We start from the raw sequence: 18,046 nt of genomic DNA, 5'->3' as shown, positions 1-18,046 counted from the left end.
TCGACGTTGAGCGATTCACTGCAAGGACTTGGAGCGAAAGCCTCCCCTTCGTTTCGTCAGCGAGACGCGATCGAGAGGGCCGTCATCCCCGTGATGCAGGTTTCGGAGGCCGAGAGCGATTGGGTTCGTTTCGCGCGGAAGTGTTGGTGTCATGGGAAGCAAGGCGAGGCGTGGGGCCGGATCGTGTTGTGTCGTGTCGTGTGACCGGTTTCATTCGGATCGGGTTGTCAAAGAGCGCTGCGGGCCCGCGTTCCGGCCTCCTCCTCCTCCGAAGCACGGACGGGAAGCGATCGGGAGCGGCGACGGGCCTTCATCCTTTACCATCGAGAAAATCCCCCGCGCCAGTCACAAACGCTCCCGGAAATTGCGTGATGGTTGCTGCGCGACGCTGGGCAATCAACCCGGCAGGGGGCTGGCACGCCCGCTCAGAGGGGAGTGAGCCGGGTCGAGGGAGTCCTCCTCCTCTTCCTCCTCCTCCTCCAGGGCGAACCGGTCCATCGAGTCTTCCTCGGCGCGGTAGGCGACGGTGACGACCGCCCACTTGTATTCGGGGGGCGGGGGGTCGAGCCAACCGCGGTCGCGGAAGATGTTGACGATGGTTTCGAAGAGCGAGTAGCGGCCATCAACCCGGAACTCGCAGGCCTGGTAGCGTGGGTTCTCGGGATGGGTGGGCGGCCGCTTCCGCCAGGATTTCAAGAGATCGTCGTGCTCTCCCCAGCGAACACGGTGTGTGGTGATCGGACCCTTCACGCCGTTGCTCATGATGATCACCCTTCGGCGGTCCCACCGCCGGAGCGGGCCCTCGTCGTCCCTGGACTCCTCACAACACCCTGCTCGGGAGAGAACGGGCCGTCCGATCCGTGTTTCGCGAACGCGATGCGGTCACCTGGCCTCATTCAAGACTGCCGCCGGACCGGATCGCACCACGCGTTCCCCCCCGGTCGCCCGATCCTACGGAATCCGCCGTCGCTTTGGGACACCCGAATGATAAAAAATTTGAGAATGTCGATTCGTGAATGAAGGAATGGATTGGATGGAACGGGCAATCGCCCTGGAATGCGTGAATGAACGCAGACCATTCCGCGATGGTGGATCACTGGATGCCCGGAAAACCCGATGTCAGGTGACCTGGGCGACCTCGCCGGAACATTGGAATTTCATGAGGTTTCGGGCGTTTTGTGACGTTCATCCCCTGCCCTTGGGTGGGACGAACCAGACCGTCACGCGCGGTCTGGTCGCGTCGGCGAAGGAGTGGGGAGCGTTGTCCGGGTCACGCAGATCGAACTCGGGGGACGCCTCCTGCTCTCCGGCGGAGGCGTGGAACGACTCGGGAGATCAGGCCAGATCCTCCCAGAATCAGGAGACTGGTCAGGGCCAGAATCAGGCTCGACGGCTCGGGAACCGCCACCAGATCGGGTTCGGGCCAGGGGTCCGAGTCGATGGACTCCTCGGAGTCGGTTGGGTCGACCGGGTCGATCGGCACGGCCGGGTCAAGCGGCGTGAGGGGGTCGATGGGGGGGATGATCGTGTCGAGCGGCGGAGTCGGCCCAGGGGGGGGAATCAGATCGGGGGGGGTGATGGGAGGGACCGGGTCGATGGGGGTGATCGGGATGGGATCAAGCGACGGGCCAGGGAGCGAGGGGGGCAGCGTGTCGACAGGGTCGCCTCGCCCGGTGAAACCGCTGCCGTCGAGCAAGTACGCGAGGATGGGATGATACGTGTCGAACCGGCGCGGGTTCAGATCCCGACGGGCCTGGAGCCCGTCCCGACCGAGGGACAGCGCGTATCCGAGCCGGTGATGATTATGGTCGAAACGTGTGGGATTGAGGTTGCGTCGATCCGTCAGGTCATTGAACGTATAGGTAGAACCGTGATAACGGATGGCGTTCATGCCATCTTTGGTCGTGCGGAAGGATGTGATCAATCCCGCCTGAGCTGGGGAAATCGCAATCCCCGGAACCAGCACAACGGCCAGGAGAAGGGAGCGCATGGCAACCTCCCGGCGATTGCGGCCGACGTGTCGACGGGATCAAGTCACCGTCCACCCTCGCGCCGACCGCTCCGCCTGCGTCGGTATCGCACTCGACCCCGGGGGGGAGTGACCCCGTGATTGGTCGAGGGAGCGGACACTCGATCATCGGCCCGCATCGTCTTGTGATGCCCGTCGATTCTGCTCACATCGGCGGCCCCGCTCCCCGAACCTTCGAGGAGCGGTGGTGCCACCAGGATTACGTGCGGCCCACTCCCTCCGTGAGTGGATGTTTCCCGGAATCGCCTTTCCCCGCGGTTTCGTTGCCCGAACACCACACCCCGCTCAGGCCGCGCCGACGGGGGCGACCTTCTCGGGGGCGACGGGTTCGAGGTGCAAGGCGTCGAGGACCTGATTGAGGCCGTCGACGGTGACGAGCGACGGCGAGGGCATCTCGATGCCGATGGGCCGACCATCCTCAGCCCGATCGACGAGGTATCCGGGGCCGTGAGGCTCGACGCGAGCGCTGGTGTCTCCCGGTCGCCGGGGAAGATACAGGTAGGCTGCCAGGGGCTTGCCACGCCGGGAGGTCACTTCGAGGGATCGCTGGGACATGGGTGGGGAATGACCATGAGTGAGGTGGTCTCAATCGAGAGGAGACGCCGTCACGACGATGAGGGTGTCTGCCGACGGTGACGGATCGATGATTCCTCGATCAGTCCTCAAACGATCGCTCCAGTTCGGCCCGACTCATCGTCGGTTGCGCTCGCCGCTCGGAGATGAGTTTCCAGAAGGCTGCGCTGCTGCTTTGTTCCAACTGTTCCGCGTCGAACCCTTCAAGGCCGACGACCAGGGCGATGGGGATCCCGTCTTTCGTGAGGATGACCCGCTCGTGCTGGGCGTCTCGGACGCAGGAGTCGAGAGAGGTCTGCTCGATGCGGATGGTCTTCATACGATGTCCTCCGTCGTGGCGTGGGGCGGTTTGTGTCGGATGGCTCGGACGATGACTCGGGCCTGTGCCTCGTCGACGTCGTAGAACACCCGGTATTCGCCGATCCTCAATTCCCGGATGGGTTCCATGTGTTCCCAGGGTGGGACCAGGCCGACGAGGATCTTCTTGTTCCGGGTTTCCTGCGTGGGCTGATGCGTTAATTGCTCGTCGATGCGGTCCAGGATTTGTTTCCGATCGAACGGTTTCAGGGCCTTCAGGTCGCTGGTGACTCCTTCGGCGAATTCGATGGTGAACATGGTCGAGGGGCTCACGGTGACGTGAAAAAGTAGAATGTCCCCAATATTGCAGATTAAGGATTCCGACAAAGCCTCCGCCTCATCAAAGGCTGATTTCTCGGCTTGGGTGGTCGGGGCAAAGCGCAGCGTGCCCCGGGATCAGGGGCGTCCGACACCGGGGCACGCTGCGCTTTGCCCCGGCCACACGGCGTTTGTCGTTGCTCGTCGTCACTCAATGAAGGTCGAGATTTGGGACTGAACTTGCCCCGGCCAACCGTCGTCCACCTAAAGGTTGCTCAGGGGAATAGGTGCTATCAATTTGACAATCCGAATCGTCCTTGAATTTGAGCACGTCTTGTACGACTAGCATGCAAAGAAGCCCAAGAACGATCCATGCAAGCATGGGGACGAGCCATCCGATAAAATCTTTAGGCGAAAGGACGTCAAAGTTGCCCGTGCTCCGATTCTCGTTCGAACAGACATGACCTGAAAGTTGCTCAGAATTGTCCGCGCTCGGCTTGATCCCTTCAGCAAGAAGTCCCGACACTCTTACAGGATGATTGGGAGTGCGATGAAGCAGCCTTAAAATCTGGTCCAACTTATAGTCCGCTCTAGCAATAGTAACGAGCACGAAGTACGTGAAGATAAATCCAGAAATCAGAATAGATAAGGCCTTCCATTTTGTATCTGCTGCAAATGCGCCAATAATCACAAAAGAATAGATTACGAAATAAAAGTAAAATCGTTGGCTTACAAGGTTTTCCATGAATTCTCTCTCTTGGCTCAGTGACCAATCGCTGTCTTTGATTGAACTCAATTGGTTCGCAATTTCTTTGTAATCGTTGTCAGTCAAGGGATTAATCCTCCATCCATACCAGCTGATCCATGAACGTAACTTTTGCAAAAACTCAGGTGTTCTTTGCGACAATTCAAAAGTCCTCTATTGTGAACCTGGAACGATGGGTGGCATAGGCGACTTCACCAGTAAAAGCAATGGCAGAAGTTGCCAGGCTGGGTGTGGTCCTGAGATGGAGCAAGCGGTCCTCGCACAAGTAGTCGATCGGGCCAGGTGTGGTGACATCAGCCGGTGAATCGAAGGGGATGGTTGGGGATGAGCGGACGGGACAATGACGAAGGTGTGCAAGCGTCACCCAAGGTGGATTGAAGTTTTAATATTGATCTATGACTTCCATTTTTTTTACAGTCCCATTTCTGTTCATGATGACGATCATCTCTGTGTATCCTTCCTTGCTCTTATGTCTCGTATAATAAACTTGGTCGCCATTTAAGTCTCTTTCGCCAACAGCAATGTATTCTATAATTTCTTTGGAATTAATGTTTTGATCTTTTGTTTCTTGATTATCATTCACTGTCCTCTCTGTCGTGTAAAAATCGCCAGAGAAATTCATCGGTTTCGTTAAATGGTTATCAGTAATATGAATAACTGCGAAAACAACGGCAGGCGTGCAAATTAGAAACATTATCATGTAGGCGATATCTGCGTAATTTGTGCTTGTTTGTTTGTCAGTTTTTCGAGATTGGTGATTTTTTTCTTTGCAAAACGAAGACGGTTGATCCGAACCGGGAGGATGCCAGCAAGTTGAATTCCCGTATCTATTTGAGGGACGACCACAAATCGGGCATATGAGATTTGGCATGGTTTGTCCTCCAGTGGATTGTCAGCAAATCTTTGAGATAACTAGGATTGTGGCGGCTTCGGCAAGTAGCGTTAGTGCAAGGTTATGACAGTCGCTTCCAGGCTGGGCGAGACCCTGAAGTAGAGCAAGTGGTCCCCCCGCAGGTAGTCGATCGGGCTAGGCGTGGTGACGTCAGGGAGGGGCTGGGTCGTGTCGACCTCAGTGCAATCCGGAATGCTAAGGCGGAACGGCTGGGGTCAAGAGGATGACCCCAGCCTCCCGGCAGAGAGTGCCCGTGGAACCCGAGGGGCTCAGGAGCGCTTGGCGGGGTCCTGGCCGTTGACCCAGTCGCCTTCGAGCTTCTGGTAGTCGGGGGGGTAGAGGAGGGAGCCTTCGTCCCCGGCTTCCCAGCCGGCGACGTGGTTGGGCTTGCCGCGCTGGTGGGAGACCTTTTCCCACTTCTTGGCCCAGGATTCGTCGGCCTCGGAGACCTGGCCGGACTCCTTGTCGAAGAAGTAGGCCTTGCCGTTGCGGTAGCTGTCGACGCCGAGGTTGACGGTGGCGATGGCAGCGTAGCCGAGGTCGGCGGGGCAGAGGGTGTCCTGGTTGCGCGAGCGGACGCACTCGAAGAAGTGGCGCCAGAGGGCGCGGGTGTCGGCGTCGCCGCGGGCGTCGAAGCCGGCGTCAACAACCTCGACACCGCCTTCGCCGGCGGCCTCGCGGGTCGGCGGGGCCGGGGCGCCGCGGAGGACCTGCGGGGTGATCTCGAAGCCGTTGTAGGTGAACTTGATGGTGCCGGTGTGGCCGCGGATCACCTCGTCGATCGGGGTGTCGTTGACCATGGTGGCGGTGATGATGACCTGGGCGCCTTCATCGTAGTCGGCCACGACGGTGGCGACATCGGGCACGTCTCGGCCGTCATATTCGAGGTACAGGCCGCCGCCGCCGACGACCCGGCGGGGGAACTTCAGGCCCAGCGCAATCAGCATGTGAGTGAGCTGGTGGACGAACAGGTCGGTGTACATGCCGCCGCCGAAGTCCCAGTAGCAGCGCCACTGGGCGTAGCGGGCGCGGTTGAACGGCTGGTCCTTGGCGAGGCCGAACTCGGTGCCGAGGAACATCTTCCAGTCGACCGTGTTCGGGTTCATGTCCTCGGTCAGGGGGTAGTACCGCCACTGGCCCATGGCGCTGTTGCGGTAGTACTGGGTCTGGGCCTGGACGATCTTGCCGATCTGGCCGCCGGTGATGCGGTCGTGGGCCATCTTCCACTGCGGGTGGGCGGTGGACTGGACGCCGACGGTGAAGACCTGGCCGGTCTTCTTCACGGTCTCGGCCACACGACGGGCTTCGTCGATCGTGTGGGTCATCGGCTTTTCGCAGTAGACGTCCTTGCCGGCCTCCATGAAGTCGATGCACTGCTTGGCGTGCCAGTGGTCGGGAGTGGCGACGAGGACGACGTCGATGTCGTCGCGGTCGAGCAGCGTGCGGTAGTTCTTGGTGACGTTCTTCTTGTCGTCGACGTTCAGGCCGCACTTCTCGGCCGAGGGGTAGAGGCCGCGGCCGACGTCCTTGTTGCCGTCCCAGACGTCGCAGACGGCGGCGATCTTGACGTTCGCCTCGTCGCCGAGCTCCTGGAGGTGGCGGATGTGGCCCTGGGCCCGACCGCCGGGGCCGATGATGGCGACGTTCAGGCGCTCGTTGGCCCCCTTGACTTCACCGATCGCCGGGTGCGGGAAGGCTCCCACGGCCGTGGCGGCGCCGGCGGCCAGGCCGGAGGTCTGAAGGAAGCCGCGGCGGTTTACCGTCGTTTTCTTGTCGGTCATCGAGAAATCACTCCGGACGTGGCGGATTGGTTCAGGTGGATCGGTCGCTCGCCAGGCACGATCGGCCGCGGCGCGGCCCAGGGAGCCCGTCGAACGAACGAGACTGCCAACGGATCATGTTAACCGATCGGGAGAGGGAGGGGCGAGGGGGAGGGGGCAAGAGACGGGAGGGAATTTCAGCCACGGATGAAACACGGATTGAACACGGATGAGGGGAAAGGGGAAGGGGTTGGCAACCGGGTTGGGATCGGCTGGTTGGGGGGTGGTTCTCAACAAAAGACGGTGTCGAGGACCGAAAGGCGGGGGAATTGCTCCCGGAAGAACGGGGCGAAGAACAGGCCGGGGGGCAATTCGAGGGTCGGGAGCGTCAGCAGGGCCGTGCCTGTTTTTTCATGCGTGTAGTGCTGATGGCACCAGGAGACGAACGGGTGGGGAGTCGTCGGGGGCGAGATGGCGTCGCATTGAAGTTGCTCGTCTTCCGGGGGCGGGCACGGGGCGATTGCCAGGACGTCGTCGGGGGTCCACCAGACGCGCACCGGCAATTTGTTCGCCTGCTCGATGATCAGGGTGCCGGAGCCGTCGTTCAGGGCCGGGGTCAGGTCGTCCCAGGAGAGGAAACGGCCTTGCGCGTTCATCTTGCGGCGAAAGCGCCGCTCGATCATCGCATTGAGGACCATCAATGCATAAGCGAAGGGAATGGAAAGGAGGACCGCCAGGGGCAAGAGGAGAAGGACGATCGGCGCCAGCGGCCAGAGATACCAGGGCCACGACGGAGGATCGTTGTGTGCCATGGGCGAGGCCCCGAGGTCAGGCGATCGAGGGGGCCTCGATCTCATCAAGCGTGACGACCCGTCGCTCGTCGACCGCCTGCCGAACCAGAAGGCCGGTCAGGGTGGCGAGGCGGGCATCGTGCAAGGTGACGGGGGGGGCGATCGGCTCGGGGGAGCGGATGGCGACGAGGAAGGCGGAGAGGGCGAAGCGGGTGTCGGGGAGGTTGCCGGGGTGGATCGAGCGGCGGGGGAGGGAGCGATCGCGGAAAGTGGCGGTGCCGGTGCCGAAGTCGAAGCCGCCGGCGGTGCCGACGATGCGTTGGGAGATGCCGGTGAAGGCGTCGTCGGCCGGATCGACCCAGCTATGCACGAACGAGGCGTGGAAGCCGTTCGGCCATTCGAGGGTGACGGAATAGTGGTCGGTCACGTCGCGGTCGGGCTGAAGCTCGGCGAAGACGTCGCGGCGGCCGAAGCCGCAGGCGCGGGCCGGGGGGCCGTCGGCGACCCAGTGGAGCCAGTCCCAGATGTGCACCCCCTGCTCGATCATCCAGTCGCCAGAGCGCTCACGGTGCGAGAGCCAGTTGTCGTGGCCGTCGACCGGGCCGTTGCTGCTGGTCCAGGAGCTTCGGGCTTCAAGAGGGGTGCCGAGGTCGCCGGATCGGATCAGGTCCACCCCCTCGCGGAATCGTGGGTTCGAGCGGCGCTGGAAGCCGACGTGGACGATTTGATCGGGCCGGGAGGCCGAGGCGGCGATGAGGGCGTCGCACTCGGGCAGATCGAGGCCGAGGGGTTTCTCCGCATACAGGTGCTTGCCGGCGTCGAGAGCGGCGCGGTTCAAGGTCGCGTGCCGGTCGTTGGGCACGGCGATGAGGACGGCGTCGAGGTCGTCTCGGGCGAGGAGTTCGAGCGGATCGGCGTAGGCGTCGGGACGACGGTTGCGGGCTTTTTCGGCAATTCCCTGGGCGCGGCGGCGGTGGCGTTCCTCGACGTCGGCCAGGGCGATGATTTCGGCCTCGGGGAGGTCGAGGGCCGACCGCAGGAGGTTCGTGCCGCGGTTGCCGAGGCCGATCAGGCCGAGGCGGACGGGGGGCAGGTTCATCGCTCCCTCGACGTCCTTGCCTTGCGAGATCGCCCAGCCGGCGGCGGCCGAGCAACCGAGGAAGTGACGGCGATTCAGTCGGATCGGGGGCATCTTGAGATCCTCCTCTTCGACTTCGTGGTGAGCGATGCCGGGCGACCGTTCCGCACGGTCCCCGAGGGCAGGCCGAAGCACGCCCTTTGGAAGCGATGTCATACAGTTTACCATCCGTTCACCTGCTCGGGCAACGGCCGGGATGAATCGGGCAGGAAGGATTGCGAAGTCACTCCGGTCGGGTGTCTTCGAGGACTCGACGGCACCCGACGAAAACGGGCAACGGATCAGAAGGTTGCTCGACCGGAATGTCTTCGGGGCGTTACGATCGGAAAGTCGTCCCCTCGGCCGGTTCTGAGCAGTCGCTTGCCCGGTCGGTTCCATCGGATTGCCAGCCGCAAACCGTTGAGGAGGCCCCGATGCCCCCCACCTTGGAACTTCGCATCAATGGCCAGCTGCGCAGCGTCGCGGCCGAGCCGGATCGCCCGTTGCTCGGCGTGCTGCGGGACGAGCTGGGCCTGACCGGCAGCAAGTACGGCTGCGGCGAAGGGCAATGCGGCGCGTGCTCGGTCATCATCGACGGCATGGCCGCGCGGTCGTGTGTGGTTCGGCTCCGCGCGGTGGCCGATCGGGAGATCACGACCATCGAAGGGCTGGAAGGCGATGATGGCACGCTGCACCCGGTCCAGCAGGCGTTTCTCGATTGCGATGCCCTGCAATGCGGCTACTGCACGTCGGGGATGATCATGGCCGCAACGGTCATGTTGCAGAACGACCCGAACCCGACCCCGGAGACGATTGCCAGGGGGCTCGACCGCAACCTCTGCCGGTGCGGGACGTATCCGCAGATTCTCGCCGCGGTTCGCCAGGCCGCCGATCGGATGAAGGGAGATGACCAATGAACAGGAACACCGATCATCCGACGTTTGGCGAGTTGGAATTCGAACTGGAGCCGGAACGTTACGAGCTGCTGTCGGGGCTGGCGTCGATTGAGCTGGATCGGCGCGATTTTCTCCGGTCGCTCGGCGGCGGTCTGGTGGTGCTCTGCTTGCTGGGCCGGGCCGAGGCGCAAGAGGCTCGCCGAGGTCGAGGGCAGAGCGGCGGCGGATCGGGAGCCGAGCCGAGAGAGATCGGCGCCTGGCTCAAGATTGGCGAGGACGGCGGCATCACCGCCTTCACGGGCAAGGTCGAGGTGGGCCAGAACGCCCGGACGTCGCTGGCACAGGCCGTCGCTGATGAGCTTCGCGTGCCGGTTGGGGCCGTGGCGATGGTCATGGGAGACACCGACCGCGTGCCGTATGATCGCGGGACCTTCGGCAGCCGGACGACGCCGACAATGGCCCCGCAACTACGCCGGGCCGCGTCGGCGGCGCGGTCGATTCTCGTCGGTCTGGCGGCCGAACAGTGGGGGGTGGATCGCTCGGAGATCGAACTGGCCGAGGGAGCGCTGACGCATCCGCCGTCGGGCCGGTCGATCGGTTTTGGTGAGTTGACGCACGGGAGGCGGCTCGTCGAGGCGATCGAGGAGGACGACACGCCGAGGCCCCGCGATCGCTGGGAGGTCGCCGGGCAAGACGCCCCGAAAGCCAACGGCCGCGACTTCGTTACGGGACGGCATCGGTATGCGTCGGACATTGAGCGGCCGGGGATGCTCCGCGGCAAGGTCCTCCGACCGCCGGCCTTCGGCGCCTCGTTGAAGCCGGGCGTCGACGCTTCGAATGCCGAAGCGATCGACGGCGTAACGGTCGTCCGTGATGGGGATTTCATTGGCGTCGTCGCTCCCGACGAACCGATGGCCGAGCGAGCCCTGGAGGCCATCAGGGCCGAGTGGACGATGCCGCAAGGGGATCTGCTGACCCATCAGACGCTTTATGATCATTTCAAGCGTACGGCCGAAGACAGGCGCGGGAGGGACGATTCCGGCCCGCTCGCCCAGGCGCTCAGCAAGGCCGACGTGGTGATCGAAGCAAGCTACACGATCGCTCCCATCGCCCACGCCCCGCTGGAGCCCCGAGCCGCGGTGGCCGAGTGGGACGGCGACCGCCTGACCGTCTGGACCGGCACGCAGCGGCCGTTCGGGGTGCGTGAGGAACTGATGGCCGCCTTCGGCCTGGCCGAAGATCAGGTCCGCGTGATCGTGCCCGACACCGGCAGCGGCTACGGCGGCAAGCACACCGGAGACGCGGCGGTCGAGGCCGCTCGCCTGGCCCGAGCGGTTGGCAGGCCGGTCAAGCTTGTCTGGACCCGATCCGAGGAATTCACCTGGGCCTACTTCCGCCCGGCCGGATTGATCGAGGCGCGAGCCGGGGCCACAAAGGACGGAACCCTCTCCGCCTGGGAATTCACGAATTACAACTCGGGAGGCTCGGGGATCGAGCCGCCTTATGCGATCGCCGAGCGTGACATCGCCTTCATTCGGGCCGATTCACCGCTGCGGCAGGGGTCGTATCGGGCGCTCGCGGCGACGGCGAACCACTTCGCCCGCGAGTCGATCATCGACGAGCTGGCCCACGCCCTCGGCATGGACCCGCTGGACTTCCGCCGGAAGAACCTGAATCAGGATCGGGTCCGGGCCGTGCTCGACGCCGCCGCCGAGCGGTTCGGCTGGGAAGGATCTCGTCCCGAGCCTGGCCACGGCATCGGCCTGGCCTGCGGAATGGAGAAAGGGGGGCATGTCGCCTCGTGCGCCGAGGTGGCTGTCGACGATTCGGGCCGGGTCGAGATCGTCCGAACCCTGACCGCGTTTGAGTGCGGCGCGATTGTCAACCCGCTGCACCTGACCAACCAGGTCAGCGGGTCGGTGGTCCAGGGCATTGGCGGTGCCCTGTTCGAGGCGATTACGTTCGAGGACGGTCGAATTCTCAACGACCGCTTCTCCCGCTACCGAGTCCCCCGCCTCAGCGACGTCTTCGATCGCGTCGAGGTTGTCCTCGTCGATCGGCCCGACCTTCCCTCCGCCGGTGGTGGCGAGACGCCGATCGTGGCCATCGCCCCGGCCCTCGGCAACGCGATCTTCGCCGCCACCGGCCGGCGGATTCGAGCACTTCCGCTCGCCCCCGGAGGGCGATTGCCGGAGGCGTCGGCGGGCTGAGTCGCTCGGGATCGCTGCGGGTGCCTGGCCTGGGGCGGCGAGGGCATGGCACTCCCCTCGCCCCGCAATGCTCCCGCGCTGAACCGCGATTGTCGTGTTCCGGCCGGGCCACCCCGCGCGGTTGGATTGCAGGCCGGTGACGGCATCATGCTCGCGTCCGGTGAACTTGAAGCGATCGCCGTGGGCCGGGTTGGACTCGCTGAGCACCCGGCCGAAGCCGTCGTAGGCGACGTGGTTGATCACGGAGCCGGAGGTGCTGGCCAGGTCGCGGACGCTGCCGAGGCGGTCGGTCAGGTACCAGGCCGAGGTGCCGGCCGCCGAGGTGCGTGCCAGGAGCATGTCCACGGCCGGGCCGTGCAGGTAGCGGGTTTGCAGCGTGCCGGAGCCGTCGAAGTCGGCATAGGCGTGCGGGCCGTCGTAGACCGTCCAGGTGGTCGCCGCCGCGGCGGGCCCTGCTCAGGCCGAGGCCGCAGGTGGGGATGAGGCGGGCTTTGGCCTACGACAAATGACGATATTCAGAATGTCCCCGTTTTCGGCCCCCTGGGCTTGGACCTCCTTCGGGCCGGTTTGTCGTGGGGACGACAACCTCAACCGAAGAAGTTTCAAGCCCTTATGTCAATGAATTATCGGACACCCTCAACGTGCCGTTGTCCGGGCCACCCCGCGGTGGCTGGGATCATCCTGACCCCGGCGGGCGTGCGGAAGGCTCTCGACTCACGGACTGGGGTCAGGATGACCCTAGCCACCCCGCCGCATATTGTCGTTTTACGCCGTCTTCCCACTTTCCCGAATCGTACTTCATCGGAATTTGTGGATAACAGACCGACATCCCTTCCACGAACTGCTTGAAGGTAAGGCCTAACTTTGTGACGGTTCGGTATTCGTCAATCTCGACAAGCTGCCAGTCGTCGCCGGTATCGAAGCCGTAAGCCGTACCCATGCTTTCCCAACCAAAAATCAGTATGTCTCCTTTGGCTCCTTGATCGTAGATTTGCCGATCTTGGAAGTAGTCATGTTCCGCACTTACCAATCGATCTTCAAAAACAAAATGCTCTCCCTTGTCAATCAACGGTCCTGTGCCGCGCTCACGAAGGAATCGAAGGTACTCGTCGGGGCAGGAAGGGTGAGCATCGCTCACGGCTTGAACTTCAGAATCGCTACGGGGTGTGAGTGATGCAAACAGTTGGCCATGTTCCGGCCGCAAAGATTCAAGATGTTCGTACATCGTCCGTTCTCCTAATTTCGTGGCAACGGCGTTGGAAAGACCGTTTGAGTTGGGCTACCTGAACCGTGAGGTGCCGGCCGCGGAGGTGCGGGCCAGGAGCATGTCCACGGCCGGCCCGTGCAGGTCGCGGGTTTGCAGCGTGCCGGAGCCGTCGAAGTCGGCATAGGCGTGCGGGCCGTCGTAGACCGTCCAGGTGGTCGCGGGCGCCCCGGGGCCGGCCCCGTCGGCGTCGGCCTGGACGCGGATGCGGCGGTCCAGGGCGTCGTAGGAGTAGCTGACGCGGGCGGTCTCGGCGCCTGGCAGGAGGTTGCGGTGGCTAGGATCATCCTGACCCCGGCGGTCGGGCAGAAGGCTCTCGAATCATGAACTGGGGTCAGGACGAATCATCAATTACTTGTAATTATCTCATTCAAGCATATAAATTAAAATTAGACGCTAAGGAATTTACCATTTCCAAACATGAACACGTTCTTCATCTACGAAGCCTGAACGCTTCAATATGGCTGCGAGACGGTAATCAATGGTAATATTGTTGTCATCACCACCGCCTTCGGTCTGATCGCCGCCCCTGAAGAAACCATCAGCCTTTCTCTTTGCAAAGAGACTTTCGCCTTCTTGCGACAGTGCTGGCAAGTCTGACGCCGCCGCATTGGTAATGGCTTTGTATAGCTCATATGTTCGCACTGCCAAATCACTGCCTGCCTGACGAAGTTGTTTCATCCCCTTCTCCCATAACTCACAATCCCAAGAACTGAATAGCCAATTTCCTAGAACGAGGTCCAACAGGCGATCACATTCAAAATTGGCACTTAATACGTCAATGGAACGCGGCTTGCCAACCAAATATGCAACAAATGCCACTCGTTCAGCAGGCACATCACCAGAATCGGCATCATCAGCACCGACTGCCAATACTATCGCCCAGTCCTCAACAAAACCCTCTACGACCTCAGATAGCGAATCTGATGGATCAATTCCCATTCGCCATTCAATGAGACTTTTCATTAAGCGACATTTAAACGCTTGGCGGCAATTCATTGCAGCCAATTGGTAGTTTCCCGACGACTGTGCTGCCGCCATGCCTAGTCTTGTGCGTTTGGTCTGCTCCCCGAAGAAGCTAACCATTTCAGACGGTTTCAATGCCATGATTCAAGTCACCTACGAATTGGAGGAACATTCGGCCAGCCAATTGGCAGCTCCAGCACTCGACCGCTACGGTAGAAGGTTCCGAAGCTCTCCAACTGCCCGATGTACGCTTCGTTAAGCAGTTGGTTGGCCAAGTGGTTGTGGGTTCCGTCACCGTATTGAATGTAACGTTCAAGTCGACTAATGTTATAATCGAGACTTCCTTGACGCAAGCAACCTTTGTCCGTTTTCAGGAGTGACAAAGATTTGCCGTGCTTTGCCTCAACGACTGCATGGCGACTGCCGTTGTGGAAAATTAAATCCAAGCCTTGATTGCCTCTGTATCGCAAGGAAACATCCTGCAATTCGTAACCGAGCCGCTTCATCTCTCGGAACGAATTTACAACCCCTTTAGCTTCACTAAGCGTTCCTGTGGCCCTTGCCTGATTTAACACTGTCTGGCGTTGTTGGGCACTACCGTATTTTGCGAAATTTCTGGTTGGAGCGAGGGAATGCCTTGCTTTTCCCGCCCAGGGAACGATACGACCCGCGACGCTCCGGACCCCGTTCGGAGCGGAGACGAGAAACGTCAAACCCGTTCCACCGGAGAATTTACTGATGTTGTGGCACGTCTCGCTCTCGTGGACGATGAGGTCCCGGCTCCAGTCGGGCGAGGGTATATCATATCCCACGCAGGGTACCCATCGCGAGATAATGTGCCTTCCCGGCACTGAATGGTCGATGAGCATGTTGCCCGTTTCGGCGGCGACATCTGTCACCCCATTGGCGAGGTTGGCCACGCCCTGGAGCGCCCCCAAGGCGCCGGCGGACCCGACATCCCAGGACCACCGGCCCGCCTCGACGAGCGATTGCCCCCAGTAGCGCTTCTGCAACCCGTCGGGATCGACGAAGTTCGTCGGGCCGTTGCCGACGTAGCGATACAGGTTGGCGTCGCCCGCGGCGAAGCCGATGGGGTCCTCCTGCGTCCAGCGGCCGATCGCCGCGTCGTAGTAGCGGGCGCGGTTGTACTGCAGGCCGGTGACGGCGTCCTGCTCGCGGCCGGTGAACTTGAAGCGGTCGCCGTGGGCTGGGCTGGACTCGCTGAGCACCTTCCCGAAGCCGTCGTAGGCGACGTGGTTGATCACCGTGCCCGAGGTGCTGGCCAGGTCGCGGACGCTGCCGAGGCGGTCGGTCAGGTACCAGGCGGAGGTGCCGGCCGCCGAGGTGCGGGCCAGGAGCATGTCCACGGCCGGCCCGTGCAGGTAGCGGGTTTGCAGCGTGCCGGAGCCGTCGAAGTCGGCATAGGCGTGCGGGTCGTCGTAGACCGTCCAGGTGGTCGCGGGCGCCCCGGGGCCGGCCCCGTCGGCGTCGGCCTGGACGCGGATGCGGCGGTCCAGGGCGTCGTAGGAGTAGCTGACGCGGGCGGTCTCGGCGCCCGAGGCGTCGGTGCGGACCACGCCGGTCAGGCGGTTGCGGTGGTCGTAGGCGAAGGTGGTGAACCCGCCGGTGCGGTCAAGGTCTCGCTAGCGGCGCTGGGTGTAGCGGCGGACGGTGGGAGAGGTGAGGTAGATGGAGACGGTGACGGTGACGGCGAGGATGGCCAGGCCAAGGTTGACCTTGTCCCAGGCGATCCGCTCGGTCAGGGGGACGATTCGGGGGACGAGGACGGTGTCGACGACCGGGGCGGAATCGTCGGAGGAGGGGCGGGCGACCTGGAACGAATCGACGGGAGCCGACGAGGCCAGGGCGATCGGCATGACGATCAGGGCGACGACATCGACCAGGCCGCCGAGGATCAGGGCGGCGATCAGGAACCGGGCCGATCGGTTGCGGATCAGTCGAACGGCGGCGAACACCCCGAAGGCACTGACGGCCGCCAGCAAGAGGAACCCCCACCGATAGGGGAGCCCACTTTGCACGAAATAAAGCGCGATCGAGGCGATCGCCAGGCCGGCGCCGACGAGGGCGGAGGTGAAGCCGACGATCAGGACGCCGAACGGGGTCGGCGGGGGAGGAAGCGGCGGGGGTTCGTCGAGCAGGTCGAACTCCTCGTCGCGTTGCCCGGTTTCGATGTCGGTGTGGCATCGGGGGCAGATCGACATGCCGGCCGGGACGACGCCGCCGCAGGAGCAGCGTCGGGTGGTGAAGCGGGCCTCGGCCCCGGTCTTGCGGCGGGGGCGTACGGGCTCGTCATCCTCGATCAGGCCGGCGGCGTCGGCCTCGGCGTAGGGAGAAGGCCCCTCGGCCGGAGCGGTCGGGAAGACTCCCGAGGAGGGGGGCTGCGCGGGGGGCTCAGCCGGTTTCGGCTTCGGAGGAGACGGTTTCGGCGGGCTGGCCGGACGGTCCTCGTCTTCCTCAAACAGGAGCGGCAGGTTGAACTGGTCGCGCAGGTCTCCGGAGATGACGGGCAGATCCGGCTCGTCGTCGTCTGAAGGGGGGCGGCGCGAGGAGACGGGAGGGACGGCGGGCCGCCCTGGAGCGTCCGAGTCGGACGGGGGCCGACGGGGAACGTGGTTCGAGGAGGGGGAAGAAACCGCTGTCGCCGTGTCCACGCTCGGTTGAGAGGGTCTGGCCGTTGACCCGGCATCGCCGACCCGGAAGGTCGTGGTGCATCGGGGACACTTCAATTTTTTCCCCTCGGCGCCGACGGGAACGTTCAGCACCGTCTCGCACCGGGGGCATTGTGTCCTCGCAGGCATAGGTTGCGATCCGCTCTGGACTCGCCGGTCATCGACGGAGTCGCGTTCGATCCGATTCGAGACGCCTGGCCGCCGCATTGCCGATCGTTCTGCCTGGGTCCAACTCATTGTACCCTGCTTCGACCGAACATCGAAGACCACAAATTTCACCAATCGATCCCCGGCACACCCGGACTTGAGATGATCTTCGCGTTCCACGGGGAAAAATTGAGGTCGAGTTCTCGCAAGGGCATGCGGTTGGGGCTCCCTTGATCGGGGTCAGGACTGCAAAGGGTTCGGACACACGACGCAGGCCGACGGTTCGAGGCAGCCAGCGCTGAGGGAACTGTCCTGAATCAAGACGGGGCCGATCGGCCTCAAACTTGCTCCGCGGATTCTCTTGATATTTTGAATTCACAGGCCAGGAGGATCTCGACTCGGTTCCTTGGTGTTGAATAAAAGAGGTAAGTGCGGAGGGACGGCCGCATATTCTTTTCGTCGGGCGACGAGGCCCGAATCGAAGTTCTGGGGCCGGGCAAGAGCCTCGCGACACGTTGAATGCAATGATGGCCTGGTGAGCGGGGAGATCCGATGCTGGGTCGTCCTCCAAAAGAGGTGCGTTCGTTCCTTCTTGTTCGACACCCGAGCGTAGATGGAGTTACGTCACCATGTTTCGCCTCAATGGTTTGAAGAATCGGTTTGGAAAGACCTCCATCAATCGGGATCACGGCCGCGACGAGGGGCGGAATCGGCCGAGAGAGGGGGTTTCTGCCCATTGGTGACCTCTCGGTGTCACGGGCCTTGTGCGGGAGGGGGTCCACCACGAGCCGACTCGGATTGTCGTCTCCTTCAACGGAGCCCTTGACCCGGCAACGGCCAGCAACGCGGCGAACTATCAATTGTCGATGTTCGCGCCCCACCGTCCGGGGGTGCTGATCCCGCTGAGCCTCAAGGAGGTGGTTTACGACCCGTTCACCCAGACGGTCACGCTCTTCCCCACTCGGCTCTTGAACGTGCATGACCGCTACCAGCTGGTGATCTCGGGAGTCGAGGACATCTGTGGCAACCCGATCGTGGGGAACAGTCCGGATGGTTCGTACGTGACGACCTTCGGGCGAGAGGCGGTGCGGATCGGTCTGGCCCCGCCTCACGGGGCTCGACCGTGCCGAGGCCGCCGGCGCTGCCGATCTCGTGGGCGCATCGGTCGCTGCTCGAACAGGTCGCGGCCGGCAACGGCCCGAACAGTGCCCGGGCGCAGAGGATTCTCAGCCAGGCCGCCATGAACAGCGCCGCGGCTGTTCCCAGCCTGTCCAGCCCGCTGATCTGGCACGCCCGGCAGCTTGTGCCCCTCGCCAATTGACGCGACGCC

16 protein-coding genes are annotated in these 18,046 nt (G+C 62.8%); 2 read left to right on the top strand and 14 right to left on the bottom strand.

Translation table 11 applies throughout. From position 1 onward, the window contains the following. Window positions 1-396: 396 nt before the first annotated feature. The 10 genes from GA615_RS14730 to GA615_RS14685 all read right to left on the bottom strand — a co-directional run bounded on the left by GA615_RS14730 (window position 397) and on the right by GA615_RS14685 (window position 8,618). On the bottom strand, window positions 397-762 hold the full coding sequence (locus GA615_RS14730; RefSeq protein WP_152052069.1) for a hypothetical protein: 366 nt from the start codon (window positions 760-762) through the stop codon (window positions 397-399). A 508-nt stretch (window positions 763-1,270) separates the two neighbouring features. Then, the gene (locus tag GA615_RS14725) at window positions 1,271-1,990 is read right to left on the bottom strand and encodes a hypothetical protein (RefSeq protein ID WP_152052068.1); all 720 of its coding nucleotides are present in this window, start codon (window positions 1,988-1,990) and stop codon (window positions 1,271-1,273) included. Between the two features lie 324 nt (window positions 1,991-2,314). Continuing rightward, window positions 2,315-2,584 carry a DUF2283 domain-containing protein gene (locus GA615_RS14720; protein ID WP_152052067.1) on the bottom strand — a complete coding sequence of 90 codons (270 nt, stop codon included), beginning with the start codon at window positions 2,582-2,584 and terminating at the stop codon, window positions 2,315-2,317. Window positions 2,585-2,684: 100 nt separating this feature from the next. Then, window positions 2,685-2,921 carry a hypothetical protein gene (locus tag GA615_RS14715; protein WP_152052066.1) on the bottom strand — a complete coding sequence of 79 codons (237 nt, stop codon included), beginning with the start codon at window positions 2,919-2,921 and terminating at the stop codon, window positions 2,685-2,687. Continuing rightward, window positions 2,918-3,217 (bottom strand): type II toxin-antitoxin system RelE family toxin, encoded by a 300-nt coding sequence (locus tag GA615_RS14710; protein WP_152052065.1) that lies wholly within the window; start codon window positions 3,215-3,217, stop codon window positions 2,918-2,920. Before GA615_RS14710 ends, GA615_RS14715 begins: the two co-directional genes overlap by 4 nt. 211 nt (window positions 3,218-3,428) lie before the next feature. Then, window positions 3,429-4,049 (bottom strand): hypothetical protein, encoded by a 621-nt coding sequence (locus GA615_RS14705; RefSeq protein WP_152052064.1) that lies wholly within the window; start codon window positions 4,047-4,049, stop codon window positions 3,429-3,431. A 316-nt stretch (window positions 4,050-4,365) separates the two neighbouring features. Next, window positions 4,366-4,854 (bottom strand): hypothetical protein, encoded by a 489-nt coding sequence (locus tag GA615_RS14700; protein ID WP_152052063.1) that lies wholly within the window; start codon window positions 4,852-4,854, stop codon window positions 4,366-4,368. A 290-nt stretch (window positions 4,855-5,144) separates the two neighbouring features. Further along, window positions 5,145-6,656, bottom strand: coding sequence for a Gfo/Idh/MocA family protein (locus tag GA615_RS14695; protein WP_152052062.1), 1,512 nt, complete (start codon window positions 6,654-6,656; stop codon window positions 5,145-5,147). 269 nt (window positions 6,657-6,925) lie between these two features. Further along, the gene (locus GA615_RS14690; RefSeq protein ID WP_152052061.1) at window positions 6,926-7,447 is read right to left on the bottom strand and encodes a hypothetical protein; all 522 of its coding nucleotides are present in this window, start codon (window positions 7,445-7,447) and stop codon (window positions 6,926-6,928) included. 16 nt (window positions 7,448-7,463) lie between these two features. Then, complete coding sequence (locus GA615_RS14685; RefSeq protein WP_152052060.1) at window positions 7,464-8,618, bottom strand: Gfo/Idh/MocA family protein; 1,155 nt, start codon at window positions 8,616-8,618, stop codon at window positions 7,464-7,466. Window positions 8,619-8,977: 359 nt separating this feature from the next. Between GA615_RS14685 and GA615_RS14680 the strand changes: the two genes are divergently transcribed. Then, the gene (locus GA615_RS14680; protein ID WP_152052059.1) at window positions 8,978-9,460 is read left to right on the top strand and encodes a (2Fe-2S)-binding protein; all 483 of its coding nucleotides are present in this window, start codon (window positions 8,978-8,980) and stop codon (window positions 9,458-9,460) included. Then, complete coding sequence (locus tag GA615_RS14675) at window positions 9,457-11,649, top strand: xanthine dehydrogenase family protein molybdopterin-binding subunit (RefSeq protein WP_152052058.1); 2,193 nt, start codon at window positions 9,457-9,459, stop codon at window positions 11,647-11,649. Before GA615_RS14680 ends, GA615_RS14675 begins: the two co-directional genes overlap by 4 nt. A gap of 727 nt (window positions 11,650-12,376) precedes the next feature. Here the strand turns inward: GA615_RS14675 and GA615_RS14670 are convergent. From GA615_RS14670 to GA615_RS14655, 4 genes are all read right to left on the bottom strand, one after another. Next, a complete protein-coding gene (locus GA615_RS14670; protein WP_152052057.1) occupies window positions 12,377-12,874 on the bottom strand; it encodes a hypothetical protein in 498 nt (165 codons plus the stop codon). A 444-nt stretch (window positions 12,875-13,318) separates the two neighbouring features. Further along, a complete protein-coding gene (locus GA615_RS14665; RefSeq protein WP_152052056.1) occupies window positions 13,319-14,020 on the bottom strand; it encodes a hypothetical protein in 702 nt (233 codons plus the stop codon). An 8-nt stretch (window positions 14,021-14,028) separates the two neighbouring features. Next, a complete protein-coding gene (locus GA615_RS14660; RefSeq protein WP_152052055.1) occupies window positions 14,029-15,456 on the bottom strand; it encodes an RHS repeat-associated core domain-containing protein in 1,428 nt (475 codons plus the stop codon). Between the two features lie 66 nt (window positions 15,457-15,522). Then, window positions 15,523-16,698 carry an MJ0042-type zinc finger domain-containing protein gene (locus tag GA615_RS14655; protein ID WP_161602347.1) on the bottom strand — a complete coding sequence of 392 codons (1,176 nt, stop codon included), beginning with the start codon at window positions 16,696-16,698 and terminating at the stop codon, window positions 15,523-15,525. Window positions 16,699-18,046 lie beyond the last annotated feature (1,348 nt).

Origin of the sequence: Tautonia marina (assembly GCF_009177065.1) — a bacterium.
Classification (GTDB): domain Bacteria; phylum Planctomycetota; class Planctomycetia; order Isosphaerales; family Isosphaeraceae; genus Tautonia; species Tautonia marina.
This window is presented reverse-complemented; position numbering and strand designations above follow the sequence as displayed.